The following is a 16,437-nucleotide window of genomic DNA, read 5'->3' as shown; positions in this document are numbered from 1 at the left end:
AGTCGTCTGCGTCGCAGGCAAGCCAGCTCCCACATTTTGATCGGCGTTTACAGGGCTATACCGGCGATGCTCACGCCCAGAGTATGGCTTTCACCAGGTGCCAGGCTTACCACGTCATCCAGCACATTCGCCGTCTCGATGCAGAGCATGCCTTGCCAGCCATCGTCAGCCATGTCATCAAAGGCCTTGGCGCGCTCGGTCCAGGGGTTCCAGATCACGGTCGACTTCGAACCCTGGCTGGTGAGCTGGATGCGGCGCTGCCAGTCGTTATCGATGATGCTCAACTGCGCTGGTGTATCCAGGTAGATTCGGTCGGTCTCGCCGGTGAAGTGCAGCAGCCCGAATTGCTGTTTTGTGCTCCAGCCGTCGGCGGTATCGATATACGCCGATCCGTCCAGCCCTTCGACCTGCACGTTGCGCACATCGCTCACGGCGAAATAGGTGTGCAGCGCCTGGCTGAAGGTCACGGTGTGAGTGCCACGGTTGTGGCTGGTGAGGCGGATATGCAGTTGGTCGTCGAGCAGCAGGCTCAGCCTCAGGTCGACTAGATGGGGCCAGCCAGGGAAGCCGCCCGTAGGTACTGGCAGCACCAGGTCAACACGCAATGCCTCGCCTTCAAGCTCGGTGCCGGCCAATTCCCAGCGTGCCGTGCGCGCAAAACCGTGCGCGCCGGCAGGCTGATCGCCTTGACGCATCGCCTTGACGCTCTGGGGGTTGCGGTCGAATACGCCAAACCACGGCCAGCACACTGGCACACCGGTACGAATGCCTTTGCCTTGCTTGAACACCGCGTCAGGGTTCGGCCAGATCAGCGGCTGCTCGCCGTCGCGTCCGTAACTGAAGATATGTGCACCCTGTTGGGCCACCATCAGTTCGGCGCCGTTGTGGCGGATGCGCCAGCAATCCAGCTCGTCGATTTTCGCGGTCTCAACGTGGGGCGTAGGCATAGCAACACTCTTCAATGGCAGGCAATGGGGCAATTGACCGTCAAAACCGTGTGAGGTTTAACGCGCGCGTGACGGTACCGAACGCGTACGGCCGCTGCCATCGATGGCGACAAACACGAATACGGCCTCGGTGACCTTGCGCCATTCGCTGGACAGCGGGTCGTCGCTCCACACTTCGACCATCATCTGGATCGAGCTGCGGCCGATTTCCAAGGCCTGGGTATAGAAGGAAAGCTGCGCGCCCACCGCAACCGGCACAAGGAACGCCATGCGATCAATCGCCACGGTAGCGACACGCCCGCCCGCGACCTTGCTGGCCATGGCCGTACCGGCCAGGTCCATCTGCGCGACCAGCCAGCCGCCGAAGATATCGCCGAAACCGTTGGTTTCACGTGGGAGGGCGGTGATTTGCAGGGCGAGATCGCCTTGCGGGATTGGATCTTCTTGTTCGAGTTCGATCATGCCGAGGGCCTCTGACCCGTGACGCTTCATGGGTATTTCAAGTGGATAGCCGTCTTATGGAAAAACGTTTCAGCACCAACATACACCGCGTGATGCGTTTCTCGTAAGGCGTACTAAAGGGAAACTCTGCCAAATCGGCTGGACGGCACCCAACAACGTTTTGGCACAGCAGCCCCTCAAGACTGCGGTTCTTGCGCCTGCAAGGGCCGAGTATATCGGGACCCTGGCGCCACGACGACCTCTGGGGGCTCATTTGGTCGGCAATTCGCGGCTGTATGGGGGCTTTTTGTGGCAACTGTGCTTCTGGTGTGCTTTTCCGGGCGATTTGCTATCTTGCCGAACCTGCTCCGGCCCTGCCAACACCTCGGGCTTGCCGTTCTGACTAATAAGAGAAGCCTTGCCATGTCCTCCGTGCCCGCAAGCAGTGCGCAACCTTCGCGCCCGCTGACCCGCAACGACTACAAAACCCTGTCGCTGTCTGCCTTGGGCGGGGCGTTGGAGTTTTATGATTTCATCATTTTCGTGTTTTTCGCCACCGTGGTCGGAAAACTCTTCTTCCCTGTCGACATGCCTGAATGGCTGCGCATGATGCAAACCTTCGGCATCTTTGCCGCGGGCTACCTGGCGCGCCCGTTGGGCGGCATCATCATGGCGCACTTCGGTGACCTGCTGGGCCGCAAGAAGATGTTCACCCTGAGCATCTTCATGATGGCCGTGCCGACCCTGATCATGGGCTTGCTGCCGACTTACGCGCAGATCGGCCTGTGGGCGCCGGTCCTGCTGCTGCTGATGCGCATCATCCAGGGCGCAGCCATTGGTGGCGAAGTACCAGGCGCTTGGGTGTTTGTCTCCGAGCACGTACCACCACGCCATATCGGCTATGCCTGCGGCACCCTGACCAGCGGCCTGACCGCCGGCATTTTGCTGGGTTCGCTGGTGGCCACCGCCATCAACACGCTTTATAGCCCGGAGCAGGTCTCGGATTACGCCTGGCGGATCCCGTTCCTGCTCGGCGGTGTGTTCGGCCTGCTGTCGGTGTACCTGCGCCGGTGGCTGCATGAAACACCGATTTTCGCGGAGATGCAGCAACGCAAGACCCTGGCCGCCGAGCTGCCATTGCGCGCCGTGCTGCGCGACCACCGTGGCGCCATCGTGCTGTCGATGCTGCTGACCTGGCTGCTGTCCGCCGGCGTCGTGGTGGTCATCCTGATGACCCCGACCGTGCTGCAAACCGTCTATCACTTCAGCCCGACCGTGGCGCTGCAGGCCAACAGCCTGGCCATCGTCACCCTGAGCCTGGGCTGCATCGCCTCGGGCGCCCTGGCCGACCGCTTCGGCGCTGGCCGCGTGCTGATCAGCGGATGTGCGCTGTTACTGGCGACTTCCTGGACGCTGTATCACAGCCTGATGGCCCACCCGGACTGGCTGTTCCCGCTGTACGCCTTGACCGGCCTGTTCGTAGGCACCATCGGCGTGGTGCCATACGTGATGGTCAAAGCCTTCCCGCCCGTGGTGCGCTTCAGCGGGTTGTCGTTCTCCTATAACGTGGCCTACGCCGTGTTCGGCGGGCTGACGCCGCTGGCCGTATCGCTGTTGATGAAAGAAAGCCCGATGGGCCCGGCCTACTACGTTGCCGCGCTGTGTGTGATGGGGATGGTAGTGGGTGGGTATCTGTGGAAGCGCGCCCGCTGATTGTTTGATAACGATCGCTCCCACGGCCTGCGTGGGAGTGATGGCCGTTCCTCGCTTTATCCCCTCCCTTGCCAATAGTGGCCTTTCATCTAACTGTCACATTCCCGACATAGAGTGTTCACACGGCCTCCTGATACTTGGCCCCGATCCAATTATCCCTATCTGCTAGGAGCAAGGCATGAAACTGAAACGTTTGATGGCGGCAATGACTTTTGTCGCTGCTGGCGTTGCGACCGCCAACGCGGTGGCCGCTGGTGTTGATCCGGCAATCCCGGCTTACGTTAAGACCACTGGTGTGTCGGGCAACTTGTCCAGCGTTGGTTCCGATACCCTGGCTAACCTGATGACCCTGTGGGCCGAGGGTTACAAGAAGGAATACCCGAACGTCAACATTCAGATTCAAGCTGCCGGCTCCGCTACTGCGCCACCTGCGCTGACTGAAGGCACCTCCAACCTGGGCCCGATGAGCCGCAAGATGAAGGACACCGAACTGGCCGCCTTCGAGCAGAAGTACGGCTACAAGCCAACCGCTATCCCGGTTGCCGTGGATGCCTTGGCTGTATTCGTGCACAAGGACAACCCGATCCAGCACCTGACCATGGAACAAGTCGACGCCATCTTCTCCTCGACTCGCCTGTGCGGTGGCAAAGCCGACGTGAAAACCTGGGGTGACCTGGGCGTGACCGGCGACCTGGCCAACAAGCCAGTACAACTGTTCGGTCGTAACTCGGTGTCCGGCACCTACGGCTACTTCAAAGAAGAAGCCCTGTGCAAAGGCGACTACAAGCCAAACGTGAACGAACAACCAGGCTCGGCTTCGGTCGTGCAGTCGATCAGCTCCTCGCTGAACGGCATCGGTTACTCGGGCATCGGCTACAAGACCGCCAGCGTGAAAACAGTGGCCCTGGCCAAGAAAGGCAGCACTGAGTTCATCGAAGACAGCGAAGAAAACGCCCTGAACGGCAAATACCCGCTGTCGCGCTTCCTCTACGTTTACGTCAACAAAGCCCCGAACAAGCCTCTGGCTCCGCTGGAAGCTGAGTTCGTGAAGCTGGTGCTGTCCAAACAGGGCCAGGAAGTTGTAGTGAAAGACGGCTACATCCCACTGCCAGCCAAAGTCGCCGCCAAGGCACTGGCTGACCTGGGTCTGAAAGAAGGCAACTGATTGCCTCTGCGGGGCCGGCCTGCCGGCTCCGCCTCCGAATTTTCCAATCCGCTGCCAGCTATGCTTCGCGGCGGATTTGTTGCGTCACTGCACTGTCATCTTTCTGTCATACAGGATCGCTAGGGTGTGCGCATGAATGATCTGGCCAATTCCACCATGACGACGACTTCTCCCCCCAAGCGCATTGATTTCAATACGCCTGAGCTGCAACGCAAACGCCGCATTCGCGCGCTCAAGGACCGACTGACCCGTTGGTATGTACTGGTCGGCGGCCTCGCTGTCCTCGGCGCCATCACCCTGATTTTCTTCTTTCTTGCTTATGTCGTCGCGCCCTTGTTCCAGGGCGCCTCATTGACCAAGGAAGACGCACTGACCCCGGCCTGGATCCAGGACGCCGGCAAGCCGCTGATGATCTCCCTCGAAGAACAGAACCAAGTTGCCATGCGGGTTTCCGACAAGGGCCAGGCGCTGTTCTTTGATGTGGCGACGGGCGCCGAACTCAAGCGTGTCGACCTGCCGCTGCCCGCCGGCACCAGCGTTGCGTCCATCGGTGAAGACCAACCCGGCAGCCCGCTGGTGATCCTGGGTTTGTCCAACGGCCAATCCCTGGTGTTCCGCCACACCTATAAGGTGTCCTACCCGGACGGCAACAAAACCATTTCGCCTGCAATCGAATACCCCTACGGTGAAACCCCGATCGTGCTGGATGACGCCGGCCGTCCGTTGGAGCACGTCGCCCTCAATGCCACGGACTCCACCTTGGTAGTCGCCGGTTCGGCCGGTTCGCACTTGAACGTGCTGTCCCTGAGCCGCGAAGAAAACATGATGACCGGCGAAGTCACCAGTGAGCAGAAGCGTATCGAGCTGCCGCAAATGACTGAGCCCGTGAAGGCGATCTTCATCGACCCACGCCAGCAGTGGCTCTATGTGATTAACGGCCGTGCCCTCGCCGATGTATTCAGCCTGCGCGACAACAGCCTCAACGGTCGCTACAAGCTGCTGGAAGACGGCAACGCTGAAGTCACCGCCAGCACTCAGTTGGTGGGTGGTATCTCGCTGATCATCGGTAACTCCAAGGGCGGCCTGGCCCAGTGGTTCATGGCCCGTGACCCGGATGGCGAGCAGCACCTCAAGCAGATCCGCACCTTCCAGATGGGCACCACGCCTATCGTTGAAATTTCCGCTGAAGAGCGTCGCAAAGGCTTCACTGCCCTCGATGCCTCCGGCAAGTTTGGCGTGTTCCACAGCACCGCGCACCGCACGCTGCTGGTTGACCCGGTCGTCGACGGACAAGGCGTGTATGGCCTGTCGCCCCGCGCCAACCGCGTGATCGTGGAAGCCGGCGGTAAGTTGCAGCCGTTGATGCTGGACAACCCGCACCCGGAAGTCTCCTGGAGCGCGTTGTGGAGCAAGGTCTGGTACGAAAACTACGACGAGCCTAAATACGTCTGGCAATCGACCGCCGCCAACACCGACTTCGAACCCAAGATGAGCCTGGCCCCGCTGACCTTCGGCACCTTGAAGGCTGCGTTCTACGCCATGCTGCTGGCTGCGCCGCTCGCCGTTGCCGCGGCGATCTACACCGCTTACTTCATGGCTCCGAGCCTGCGCCGCAAGGTCAAGCCGGTGATCGAGCTGATGGAAGCCATGCCGACGGTGATCCTCGGCTTCTTCGCCGGCCTGTTCCTGGCGCCGTATGTGGAAGGGCATCTACCGGGGATTTTCAGCCTGCTGATGCTGTTGCCGATTGGCATCCTGGTCGCCGGCTTCGTGTTCAGCCGCCTGCCTGAGTCGATCCGCCTGCGCGTTCCCGATGGTTGGGAAAGTGCGATCCTGATCCCGGTGATCCTGTTTGTGGGTTGGCTCTCGCTGTACATGAGCCCCTACCTGGAGACCTGGTTCTTTGGCGGTGACATGCGTATGTGGATCTCTCACGACCTAGGCATCACCTACGACCAGCGCAACGCCCTGGTGGTCGGTTTGGCCATGGGCTTCGCGGTGATCCCGAACATTTACTCCATCGCCGAAGACGCTGTGTTCAGCGTGCCGCGCGGCCTGACCCTGGGCTCCCTGGCCCTGGGCGCCACCCCGTGGCAGACCATGACGCGCGTGGTGATTCTGACCGCCAGCCCGGGCATCTTCTCGGCGCTGATGATCGGCATGGGCCGCGCTGTCGGCGAGACCATGATCGTGTTGATGGCCACCGGTAACACCCCGGTGATGGAAATGAACCTGTTCGAAGGCCTGCGCACGCTCGCGGCCAACGTCGCGGTGGAAATGCCCGAGTCGGAAGTCGGCGGCAGTCACTACCGCGTGCTGTTCCTCTCGGCGCTGGTGCTGCTGTTGTTCACCTTCATCATGAACACCCTCGCCGAGCTGATCCGTCAGCGTCTGCGCAAGAAATACTCGTCGCTTTAAGAAAGGTAGAAGTCTGTGAAACAGAACTCCCTGAATGGATGGTTCAAGAGCGGCGCCCCGGGCGTCTGGATCAGCGGTGGCGCGGTGTCCATCGCGGTCATCATGACCATTGGTTTGCTGGCTGTGATTGCGGTGCGTGGTTTGGGCCACTTCTGGCCAGCCGACCTGATCCAGGCCAACTACACCGTACCGGGCCAGGCCAATCACATCGTCATCGGCGAAGTGGTGCAGAAAGAAGAAGTACCGCGTGAGCGCCTGAAAAGCGCTGGCCTGCCCGTGCCGGACCAAGGCCCGGAATTCATGACCCGCGAGCTGATCAAGGTCGGCAACCGCGACCTGAACGGCAACGACTTCACCTGGATCGTCGGCGAGTGGCTCAAGGACCAGACCACGCCTGCGAACCTGATGACCATCGAGCGGCGTGAGTGGGGCAACTTCTACGGCACGCTGGTCAACGTCAAACAGGATGGCAAGGTCATCGCCGAAGGCGAAGCTGCGTGGCCAGAGCTGCAGGCCCGTGTCGACCGCGTCAACAAGCTGGCTGCCCAGCTCAAGACCCTGGAGAAGTCCGACATTGGCGCGATCAACGCCGGCCTTGAACGCATCCGCCTGCACGGTCGCAAACTGGAGCTGGAAGGCAAGCTCGACGCCGCCGCCCAAGCCGACATGGACGCTGACCGCGCCGAACTGAATGCCCGTTACCAAGACATCGAAGCACGCTTGGCCGACCTGCATGCCCAGTTCAACCGCGACTCGCTGACCGCCCGTGACGGCAACGGCAAGGAAGTGGAAATCGGCATCGGCAAAGTGGTGCACGCCTACCAGCCTAACGCCATGGGCACGATGACCAAGATCGGCTTCTACTTCAGCAAGGTCTGGGAATTCCTCAGCGATGACCCGCGGGAGGCCAACACCGAAGGCGGGATCTTCCCGGCCATCTTCGGCACCGTGATGATGACCCTGATCATGGCAATGATCGTGACGCCGTTCGGCGTGCTGGCGGCGGTGTACCTGCGTGAATACGCCAAGCAGAACACGTTGACGCGCATCATCCGTATCGCTGTGAACAACCTGGCCGGCGTACCGGCCATCGTCTACGGCGTGTTCGGCCTGGGCTTCTTCGTGTATGTATTGGGTGGCTCGGTTGACCGCCTGTTCTTCGCCGAAGCCCTGCCGGCGCCGACCTTCGGTACGCCGGGCCTGCTTTGGGCTTCGTTGACCCTCGCGCTGCTGGCGGTGCCGGTGGTGATCGTGGCCACCGAAGAAGGCCTTGCGCGGATTCCTCGCACCGTACGTGAAGGTTCCTTGGCACTCGGCGCGACCAAGGCGGAAACGCTGTGGAAGATCGTGCTGCCGATGGCCAGCCCGGCGATGATGACCGGCATGATCCTCGCCGTGGCCCGCGCCGCCGGTGAAGTGGCGCCGCTGATGTTGGTCGGTGTAGTGAAGCTGGCCCCGTCGCTGCCGCTGGACGGCAACTATCCGTACCTGCACCTGGACCAGAAGATCATGCACCTGGGCTTCCATATTTATGACGTCGGCTTCCAGAGCCCTAACGTCGAGGCGGCACGGCCACTGGTGTACGCCACCGCCTTGTTGCTGGTGCTGGTGATCGCCACGCTCAACTTGTCGGCGGTGTGGATCCGTAACCACCTGCGCGAAAAATACAAGGCGTTGGACAGCTAAGCGGGCCGGACACGGTCAATGTGGGAGCTGGCTTGCCTGCGATGCAGGCGACTGGGTTTAGCAGGTACACCGCGGTGATGCCATCGCAGGCAAGCCAGCTCCCACAGGGGCCAGCGCCAGACACAGATTTTTGAGTAAACCGCCCCGGCGGTTCAACGAAACGAATTGGTAGCACAGGGAGCATCCCATGCAACAAGACACCCATTCCCACGGCATCAACATGTCTGCCCTGGGTCGCGACAAGCAGAGCCTGAGCCTGGCCCAGGAAACCGTGGCCATCGAAGTGCCGGGCCTGAGCCTGTACTACGGTGAAAAGCAGGCGCTGTTCGACGTCAGCATGAACATCCCCAAGCAGCGTGTGACCGCCTTCATTGGCCCGTCGGGCTGCGGCAAGTCGACGCTGCTGCGCACCTTCAACCGCATGAACGACCTGGTCGACGGTTGCCGCGTGGAAGGTGCCATCAACCTCTACGGCACCAACATCTACCGCAAGGGCGAAGACGTGGCCGAGCTGCGTCGTCGCGTGGGCATGGTGTTCCAGAAGCCCAACCCGTTCCCCAAGACCATCTACGAAAATGTGGTCTACGGCCTGCGCATCCAGGGCATCAACAAGAAGCGCATTCTCGACGAAGCGGTTGAGTGGGCACTCAAGGGCGCGGCGCTGTGGGACGAGGTCAAAGACCGCCTGCACGAGTCGGCACTCGGCTTGTCCGGCGGCCAGCAGCAACGTTTGGTGATCGCGCGCACCATCGCGGTGGAACCGGAAGTGCTGCTGCTCGACGAACCTTGCTCGGCACTCGACCCGATTTCGACGCTGAAGGTTGAAGAGCTGATCTACGAGCTCAAGTCCAAGTTCACCATCGTCATCGTGACCCACAACATGCAACAGGCGGCGCGGGTTTCCGACTACACCGCGTTCATGTACATGGGCAAGTTGGTGGAATTCGGCGATACCGATACCCTGTTCACCAATCCGGCGAAGAAGCAGACCGAAGACTACATCACCGGTCGCTACGGCTAGGACGCTGTGGTTCTCATCGCACTGACGCTGCGGTTCTCCGCACCTTACCGGACGCTCCAAGGACGCCAACATGATTAGCAAAGAAGGCCTTACCCACCACATCTCCGCGCAGTTCAACGCCGAGCTCGAGGAAGTGCGCAGCCACCTCCTGGCGATGGGCGGGCTGGTGGAAAAGCAAGTCAACGACGCCGTCACTGCGCTGATCGAGGCCGACTCGGGCCTGGCCCAGCAAGTGCGGGAGATCGATGACCAGATCAACCAGATGGAACGCAACATCGACGAAGAATGCCTGCGCATTCTCGCCCGTCGCCAACCGGCAGCGTCCGACCTGCGTTTGATCATCAGCATCTCCAAGTCGGTGATCGACCTGGAGCGCATCGGCGACGAAGCCACCAAGATCGCCCGCCGTGCCATCCAGCTGTGCGAAGAAGGCGAAGCACCGCGTGGTTACGTGGAAGTGCGTCATATCGGCGACCAGGTGCGCAACATGGTGCGTGATGCACTCGACGCGTTTGCGCGCTTCGACGCTGACCTGGCCCTGTCGGTGGCCCAGTACGACAAGGTCATTGACCGCGAGTACAAGACCGCGCTGCGCGAGCTGGCGACCTACATGATGGAAGACCCGCGCTCTATCTCGCGGGTCTTGAGCATTATCTGGGTACTGCGCTCCCTGGAGCGGATCGGCGACCACGCGCGCAATATCTCGGAATTGGTGATCTACCTGGTGCGCGGCACCGACGTACGGCACATGGGCCTCAAGCGCATGAAGGCCGAAGTTGAAGGTTCAGTCGATCAAATCCCTAATGTTCCGGGCGTAACTGACGATAAGTAAGGTTGCCCGAGAAATTAACGCCCGGCCTTTGGTCGGGCGTTTTCGTTTGCGGCAGCTGAATTTATTACGTTTCGGATGAAAGATAGTCCGAACGTGACTGCAGAGTTTTGGCAAAATGCCATCAGTCAGGCGTCTTGCGTGCCGAAGTTTTTATAGGATGAAGGGTCGATGAGTAAAGTCAGTGTATTGGTGGTGGATGACGCCTCGTTTATCCGCGACCTGGTGAAGAAGTGCCTGCGCAACTACTTCCCCGGGATCAAGCTTGAAGACGCGGTGAACGGTAAAAAGGCCCAGGCCATCCTGATGCGCGAATCCTTCGACCTGGTGCTGTGCGACTGGGAAATGCCGGAGATGTCCGGGCTTGAGCTGTTGACCTGGTGCCGTGAGCAACCTCACCTCAAGGCCATGCCATTTGTGATGGTGACCAGCCGTGGCGACAAGGAAAACGTGGTCCAGGCCATCCAGGCCGGGGTTTCCGGCTACGTCAGCAAGCCGTTCACCAACGAACAGCTGCTGAGCAAGGTCAAGCAGGCGCTGCATAAGGTTGGCCGCCTCGACGCCCTGGTCGCCAGCGCACCCACCAAGATGAACTCGGCCTTCGGCAACGACTCCCTGAGCGCCCTGACCGGCGGCAAACCCGAAGCGGTCAAGTCGGCACCAGTGGCTGCTGCTCCTGCTCCGAGCCGAGGCCTGCTCAACAGCCCAGCGGCTCAAGCGCCTGCCGCGGCATCCCCGGCCGGCGGTCGTGGTCAAGGTCAGTTGCGCCTGTCCAGTGGCACCCAACAATGCGTGATCAAGGCGTTGAGCATAAAGGAAGCGCTGTTGGTGGTCCGTCGCGGCGAAGTCCTGCCTCAGGTACTGGAAAGCGCCGTGCTCGACCTGGAACAAGGCGACAACGCTGAAGTGGCGCGCCTCAACGGCTACCTGCATGCCATCGTCGCCTTCGAACCCAAGCCTGATAGCGACTGGCTGCAACTGACCTTCCGGTTTATCGACCAGGACGCGCAGAAGCTCGACTACATCTCCCGCCTGATTGCACGCGGTACGGCGCAGAAGCATTTTGTGCCGGGTGCGTGATTTGTAGTGAGCGGGCTTGTCCCGCGCTGGGTGGCGAAGCCGCCCCAAAACCAGACGACGCGTTTCATCTGAAAAAATGCGGTGGCTGCATTAGGGCGGCTTCGCCACCCAGCGCGGGACAAGCCCGCTCACTACAGACTGTAACGATCGCTAGCTAATCTCCCGTGCAGTCATATCGGCAGGTTCACGCCATGCTCATGCGCTTACTACTGTGCTGCGGGCTGGCAGCGGTCGTCACTTCGACCCAGGCCATGACCCTCTACAAATCCACCGATGCCAATGGCGAGGTGTTTTTCAGTGACCGGCAAACCCCGGGTGCCCAGGCGTTTGTGATCCAGGAGCGTAGGGTCGAACGCGTGAAACCGCTGATGCCCCTGGCGCCCCAACCGCGTTATTCACAACAAGCCTACCGCTATCCCTTGCCCTGGCGCGGCGGCCCGTTCCGCCTGAGCCAAGGCCCCAACGGTAGCTTCAGCCACACCGACGCCAAGAGCCGCTACGCCATGGACATCGCCATGCCGGAAGGCACGCCGATCATTGCGGCGCGCAGCGGTGTGGTGGTGAAGACCGAGACTGAGCAGGAGGGGCGTGGCAGTGATGCCTCAGGCAATTTCGTGCGGGTGCGTCACGATGACGGCACCGAGGGCGTGTACCTGCACCTCAAGCAAGGTTCGGTGAGTGTCAGGGCAGGGCAGCGTGTAGCGGTGGGAAGCCCGCTGGCGTTGTCGGGCAATACCGGCAACAGCAGCGGGCCGCATCTGCATTTTGTGGTGCAGCGCGCCAGCGAGGCGGGGCTGGTGTCGATCCCGTACGAGTTCAACCAGCCAGTGGGTGCATTGCCCAACTTCGCGTTGGGCAATTGAGGGTTCAATCCAGCAGCAGCACCTTGGCCAACACGATTTTCGGCCCTTTCATCTTCTTGATGATGATGCGCAAGCCTTCCACCTCCAGCACTTCTTCCTCTTCCGGCACCCGCTTGAGGGTGTCGTAGATCAGCCCGGCCAGGGTTTCGGCTTCGATGTGGTCCAGGTCGACACCCAGCAGGCGCTCCACCTTGAACAGCGGGGTATCGCCGCGTACCAGTAGCTTGCCCGGTTGATAGGCCAGGATGCCGCGCTCGGCCTTACGGTGTTCGTCCTGGATATCGCCAACCAGTACTTCCAGCACGTCCTCCATGGTGAGGTAGCCGATGATGTTGCCATCGGCTTCCTCCACCAGGGCGAAGTGCGCGCCGCCTTTGCGGAACTGCTCCAGCAACTGCGACAACGGCATATGCCGCGACACACGCTCCAGCGGGCGGGTCAGCTCGGCCAGGTTGAAGGATTCGGGGATGTGGTCCAGGGCGGCCAGCTCCAGCAGCAAATCCTTGATGTGCAACAGGCCCACGAACTCGTTGCGCACCGCGTCATATACCGGGTAACGGCTGAATTTGTGACGACGGAACAGCGCGAGGATTTCCTTGAGCGGGGCGTTGAAGTCCAGGGTCACCAGGTCTTCCCGGGAGTTGGCCCAGTCCACCACTTCCAGCTCGCCCATTTCCACGGCGGAGGCGAGTACGCGCATGCCTTGGTCGCTCGGGTCCTGGCCACGGCTGGAGTGCAGGATCAGTTTGAGTTCTTCGCGGCTGTAATGGTGTTCGTGGTGCGGGCCAGGCTCGCCTTGGCCGGCGATGCGCAGGATGGCGTTGGCGCTGGCGTTGAGCAGGTAAATCGCCGGGTACATGGCCCAGTAGAACAGGTACAGCGGCACCGCAGTCCACAGCGACAGCAGCTCGGGCTTGCGAATTGCCCAGGACTTGGGCGCCAGTTCGCCAACCACGATGTGCAGGTAGGAAATCACGAAGAAGGCGGCAAAGAACGACACGCCTTTGATGACTTCCGGGGACTCGACGCCCATCGCGCCCAGCAGCGGCTCGAGGATGTGTGCGAAGGCCGGCTCACCGACCCAGCCCAGGCCCAGGGAGGCGAGGGTGATACCCAGCTGGCAGGCCGACAAGTAGGCGTCGAGCTGGCTGTGTACGGTGCGCAGGATCTGCCCGCGCCAGCCGTTGGTGTGGGCGATGGCCTCGACCCGAGTGGAGCGCAGTTTGACCATGGCAAATTCCGCCGCAACGAAGAAACCGTTGAGCAGTACCAGGACCAGTGCAAAAAGAATCATGCCGAAGTCGGCGAAGAGCGTAGCGAGGGTGATACCAGGGGAAGGGTCCATGATGGGGTTTTGCAGGTTCCGTGTTCAATAAAGGGTGGCAGGTGAGCCTGAAGGGCAGGCGCAAGTCGGCCAATGTAGCGGCTGACGGGGCGCTTGCCTAGTGCCCACTGCCGGGCGGGGCAAGGAATACAATCTCCAAAACAACTCATATCCCTGTGGGAGCGGGCTTGCTCGCGAAAGCGGTGGCTCAGTCAACTCATTCGTAGCTGACCCACCGCATTCGCGAGCAAGCCCGCTCCCACAGTTAGTCCAGCGTCGTTTTCGAGTTACTCGTCTGTGCCAACCACCCGCGAACGCGTCATCTGCGTCGGCGGAAAATGGCAGGTAAACGTACTGCCATGCCCCAGCACGCTACTGATTTCCAGGCGGGCGCGGTGGCGCAAGAGCACGTGCTTGACGATCGCCAGGCCGAGCCCGGTGCCGCCGGTGTTGGAGTTGCGGCTGGAGTCGACGCGGTAGAAACGCTCAGTCAGGCGCGGCAGGTGCTTGGCGTCGATGCCGATGCCGGAGTCCTGCACGCTCAAGTGTGCACCCTGTTCGTCGGCCCACCAGCGGATGCGGATATTGCCTTTGTCCTGGGTGTACTTCACGGCGTTGAACACCAGGTTGGAAAACGCGCTGCGCAACTCGCCTTCGCTGCCTTTGAGCAGCACGGTGGGGTCGGCTTCCAGGGTGATCTGCTGCCCGCGTTGACCGGAGAGGGCCTGGGCGTCGTTCTTGATGGTCTGCAACAGGCTTTGCACCGCCACCGGATGGTTATCCGACGGGTAGTCAGTTGCCTCAAGCTTAGCCAGCAAGAGTAGGTCGTTGAGCAGCGTCTGCATGCGCGAACCTTGCTGCTGCATCTGCTGCAGGGCCCGGCTCCAGCGCGGGTTGATCTCGTCGACGTTGTCCAGCAGCGTCTCCAGGTAACCGCAGATCACGGTCAGAGGCGTGCGCAGCTCGTGGGAGACGTTGGCGACGAAGTCTTTGCGCATCTGTTCCAACTGGTGAATGCGGGTCACGTCGCGCACCAGCATCAGGTGTTCGTTGTTGCCGTAGCGCGTCAGGTACAGCTGGATGCGTACGCGGTCATTGGTGGGCGAGGGGATTTCCAAAGCTTCTTCGTAGTTCTCCTGTTCGAAGTACTCCTTGAAGCGCGGGTGGCGCACCAAGTTGGTGACCGGCTGGCCGCTGTCCTGGGGCGTCTTGAGGCCCAGCAGGGTTTCGGCCGCGCGGTTCCACCATTCCAGGTTGCCGTCGCTGTCGAGCATGATCACCGCGTCTTTGAGCGCGGCGGTGGATTCCTGCACCCGGTCGATCACCGCCTGCAGGCGCCCGCGCACCCGTTGGTCGCGGCGTTGCAGGTGGTAGATGCTGTCGAACACCTCACCCCATAGACCGTAGCCATCGGGTGGTGCTTCGTCGGGTTTGTGCTGGCGCAGCCATTCGTGCAGACGCAGCAATTGCTTGAGGGTCCAGCCCAGGTACAAGGCGATGCCGACGGCCAGGCTCCAGCCGTAATAACCACTGACCAGGCCTACCAACAGGCAGCCGGTGATCAGCAAAAGCATGTGGCGGATCAGGGTGCCATGCCAGTTTTGATTCACTTGAACATGCGTCCTTGTCAGCTGTTAAGTCGGGCTCTTAAAAAAGATGGCAGGCTCAGCCCTTGGTGGAAAACCGATAGCCAGTACCGCGCACGGTTTGTACCAGATTCTCGTAGGCTTCGCCCAAGGCCTTGCGCAGGCGGCGGATATGCACATCCACGGTGCGCTCCTCCACATACACGTTGCCGCCCCACACTTGGTCGAGCAACTGGCCACGGGTGTAGGCGCGCTCCTGGTGGGTCATGAAAAACTGCAGCAGGCGATATTCGGTAGGGCCCATCTCGGCCGGCGTACCGTCGATGGTCACGCGGTGGCTGATCGGGTCCAGCAACAGGCCGCCGACTTCAATCGGCGCTTCGCCATCGGTGGGGCCGGCGCGGCGCAATACGGCTTTCAGACGAGCGACCAGTTCGCGTGGGGAAAACGGCTTGGTGATGTAGTCATCCGCGCCGACTTCCAGGCCCTGAATCTTGTTGTCCTCTTCGCCCTTGGCGGTGAGCATGATGATCGGGATGTCTCCGGTCAGCTCGTCACGCTTGAGACGGCGGGCCAGCTCGATGCCGGAGGTGCCGGGCAGCATCCAGTCCAGCAGGATCAAGTCCGGCTTGCGGTCGACGATAATGGCATGGGCCTGCTGGGAGTTCTCCGCCTCCAGGCAGTCATAGCCGGCCATTTCCAACGCAACGGCGATCATCTCGCGGATGGGCGCTTCGTCGTCAACAATCAGAATGCTCCTGCCAACCATGCTCAAAAATCCTCTTGTCATTTAACTGTCTTGCGCCGCATTAGATAACGGAATTATTGCAGTCGTGTGACAGTAATTTAGTCGCTCGGGCAATTCTCGCCTCTGTGGACTACGCTGTGGGTCCGAATCCTGACAACCAAAATAGGAAGGTTCCGATGACTTACAGCACGATTTCCTGGAAAGCCCTGCTGGTAACGGCCGTGTTAACGCTGCCGACCCTGGCGTTCGCGGCGGAGCCGGCGATGACTAAAGATGGGATGCTGGTCGACCACAAGGGCATGACCCTCTACACCTTCGACAAGGATGCTGACGGCAAGTCAGTGTGCAAGGACCAGTGCGCGACCAACTGGCCGCCGCTGAAGGCTGAGTCCACCGATACCTCCATGGGCAAATGGACCGTGATCACCCGCGACGACCAGACCAGCCAGTGGGCTTATGACGGCAAGCCGGTCTACACCTACAAGGATGATAAAAAGGCCGGTGACAAGACCGGTGATGGCAAGGGTGGGGCGTGGCATGTGATCAAGCCCTGACCACGCGGTGCTTCTGACGCCTTCGCGAGCAAGTCGAGGGCGTCAGTTCGATCACCACGAAA

The 16,437-nt window shown here is 61.0% G+C and carries 14 protein-coding genes; 9 read left to right on the top strand and 5 right to left on the bottom strand.

Going from position 1 to position 16,437, the window contains the following annotated elements; all coding sequences use genetic code 11:
* Positions 1-47: 47 nt before the first annotated feature.
* Both BFP95_RS11820 and BFP95_RS11815 read right to left on the bottom strand, forming a co-directional pair.
* Positions 48-947, bottom strand: a complete 900-nt coding sequence (locus tag BFP95_RS11820) for a D-hexose-6-phosphate mutarotase (RefSeq protein ID WP_065910119.1) — start codon at positions 945-947, stop codon at positions 48-50.
* Positions 948-1,004: 57 nt separating this feature from the next.
* Positions 1,005-1,409, bottom strand: coding sequence for an acyl-CoA thioesterase (locus BFP95_RS11815; protein ID WP_003176975.1), 405 nt, complete (start codon positions 1,407-1,409; stop codon positions 1,005-1,007).
* A gap of 402 nt (positions 1,410-1,811) precedes the next feature.
* Here BFP95_RS11815 and BFP95_RS11810 point away from each other — a divergent pair, with 402 nt between their 5' ends.
* From BFP95_RS11810 to BFP95_RS11775, 8 genes are all read left to right on the top strand, one after another.
* The gene (locus BFP95_RS11810; protein ID WP_065875515.1) at positions 1,812-3,101 is read left to right on the top strand and encodes an MFS transporter; all 1,290 of its coding nucleotides are present in this window, start codon (positions 1,812-1,814) and stop codon (positions 3,099-3,101) included.
* Between the two features lie 178 nt (positions 3,102-3,279).
* Positions 3,280-4,266, top strand: a complete 987-nt coding sequence (locus tag BFP95_RS11805; protein WP_049710887.1) for a phosphate ABC transporter substrate-binding protein PstS — start codon at positions 3,280-3,282, stop codon at positions 4,264-4,266.
* A 384-nt stretch (positions 4,267-4,650) separates the two neighbouring features.
* Positions 4,651-6,684 carry an ABC transporter permease subunit gene (locus BFP95_RS11800; RefSeq protein WP_175403037.1) on the top strand — a complete coding sequence of 678 codons (2,034 nt, stop codon included), beginning with the start codon at positions 4,651-4,653 and terminating at the stop codon, positions 6,682-6,684.
* A gap of 15 nt (positions 6,685-6,699) precedes the next feature.
* Entirely contained in the window at positions 6,700-8,370 is a 1,671-nt protein-coding gene (gene pstA, locus BFP95_RS11795) for a phosphate ABC transporter permease PstA (protein WP_065880302.1), read from the top strand.
* Between the two features lie 187 nt (positions 8,371-8,557).
* A complete protein-coding gene (gene pstB / locus BFP95_RS11790; protein ID WP_049710890.1) occupies positions 8,558-9,391 on the top strand; it encodes a phosphate ABC transporter ATP-binding protein PstB in 834 nt (277 codons plus the stop codon).
* 70 nt (positions 9,392-9,461) lie between these two features.
* Positions 9,462-10,223 (top strand): phosphate signaling complex protein PhoU, encoded by a 762-nt coding sequence (gene phoU, locus BFP95_RS11785; RefSeq protein WP_049710891.1) that lies wholly within the window; start codon positions 9,462-9,464, stop codon positions 10,221-10,223.
* A gap of 168 nt (positions 10,224-10,391) precedes the next feature.
* Positions 10,392-11,300 (top strand): response regulator, encoded by a 909-nt coding sequence (locus BFP95_RS11780; protein ID WP_065875512.1) that lies wholly within the window; start codon positions 10,392-10,394, stop codon positions 11,298-11,300.
* 191 nt (positions 11,301-11,491) lie between these two features.
* A complete protein-coding gene (locus BFP95_RS11775; protein WP_065875511.1) occupies positions 11,492-12,163 on the top strand; it encodes a M23 family metallopeptidase in 672 nt (223 codons plus the stop codon).
* A gap of 4 nt (positions 12,164-12,167) precedes the next feature.
* Here the strand turns inward: BFP95_RS11775 and BFP95_RS11770 are convergent, their stop codons facing one another.
* From BFP95_RS11770 to phoB, 3 genes are all read right to left on the bottom strand, one after another.
* Complete coding sequence (locus tag BFP95_RS11770; RefSeq protein ID WP_065875510.1) at positions 12,168-13,508, bottom strand: hemolysin family protein; 1,341 nt, start codon at positions 13,506-13,508, stop codon at positions 12,168-12,170.
* Between the two features lie 266 nt (positions 13,509-13,774).
* On the bottom strand, positions 13,775-15,097 hold the full coding sequence (phoR, locus tag BFP95_RS11765) for a phosphate regulon sensor histidine kinase PhoR (RefSeq protein ID WP_065880300.1): 1,323 nt from the start codon (positions 15,095-15,097) through the stop codon (positions 13,775-13,777).
* Positions 15,098-15,152: 55 nt separating this feature from the next.
* Entirely contained in the window at positions 15,153-15,842 is a 690-nt protein-coding gene (gene phoB / locus BFP95_RS11760; protein ID WP_010207570.1) for a phosphate regulon transcriptional regulator PhoB, read from the bottom strand.
* 155 nt (positions 15,843-15,997) lie between these two features.
* Between phoB and BFP95_RS11755 the strand changes: the two genes are divergently transcribed.
* Positions 15,998-16,375 carry a COG4315 family predicted lipoprotein gene (locus tag BFP95_RS11755; RefSeq protein WP_065875508.1) on the top strand — a complete coding sequence of 126 codons (378 nt, stop codon included), beginning with the start codon at positions 15,998-16,000 and terminating at the stop codon, positions 16,373-16,375.
* The last annotated feature ends 62 nt before the right edge of the window (positions 16,376-16,437 follow it).

The sequence above is a fragment of the Pseudomonas sp. 58 R 12 genome (genome assembly GCF_900005865.1).
GTDB classification, from domain to species: domain Bacteria; phylum Pseudomonadota; class Gammaproteobacteria; order Pseudomonadales; family Pseudomonadaceae; genus Aquipseudomonas; species Aquipseudomonas tritici.
The sequence above is the reverse complement of the archived record's forward strand: the minus strand, read 5'-3'. Positions and strand labels throughout refer to the sequence as shown.

Coding starts and splice junctions, on each gene's coding strand:
- BFP95_RS11820 (WP_065910119.1), bottom strand. CDS start 947: ATGCCTACGCCCCACGTTGAGACCGCGAAAATCGACGAGCTGGATTGC.
- BFP95_RS11815 (WP_003176975.1), bottom strand. CDS start 1,409: ATGATCGAACTCGAACAAGAAGATCCAATCCCGCAAGGCGATCTCGCC.
- BFP95_RS11810 (WP_065875515.1), top strand. CDS start 1,812: ATGTCCTCCGTGCCCGCAAGCAGTGCGCAACCTTCGCGCCCGCTGACC.
- BFP95_RS11805 (WP_049710887.1), top strand. CDS start 3,280: ATGAAACTGAAACGTTTGATGGCGGCAATGACTTTTGTCGCTGCTGGC.
- pstB (WP_049710890.1), top strand. CDS start 8,558: ATGCAACAAGACACCCATTCCCACGGCATCAACATGTCTGCCCTGGGT.
- phoU (WP_049710891.1), top strand. CDS start 9,462: ATGATTAGCAAAGAAGGCCTTACCCACCACATCTCCGCGCAGTTCAAC.
- BFP95_RS11780 (WP_065875512.1), top strand. CDS start 10,392: ATGAGTAAAGTCAGTGTATTGGTGGTGGATGACGCCTCGTTTATCCGC.
- BFP95_RS11775 (WP_065875511.1), top strand. CDS start 11,492: ATGCTCATGCGCTTACTACTGTGCTGCGGGCTGGCAGCGGTCGTCACT.
- BFP95_RS11770 (WP_065875510.1), bottom strand. CDS start 13,508: ATGGACCCTTCCCCTGGTATCACCCTCGCTACGCTCTTCGCCGACTTC.
- phoB (WP_010207570.1), bottom strand. CDS start 15,842: ATGGTTGGCAGGAGCATTCTGATTGTTGACGACGAAGCGCCCATCCGC.
- BFP95_RS11755 (WP_065875508.1), top strand. CDS start 15,998: ATGACTTACAGCACGATTTCCTGGAAAGCCCTGCTGGTAACGGCCGTG.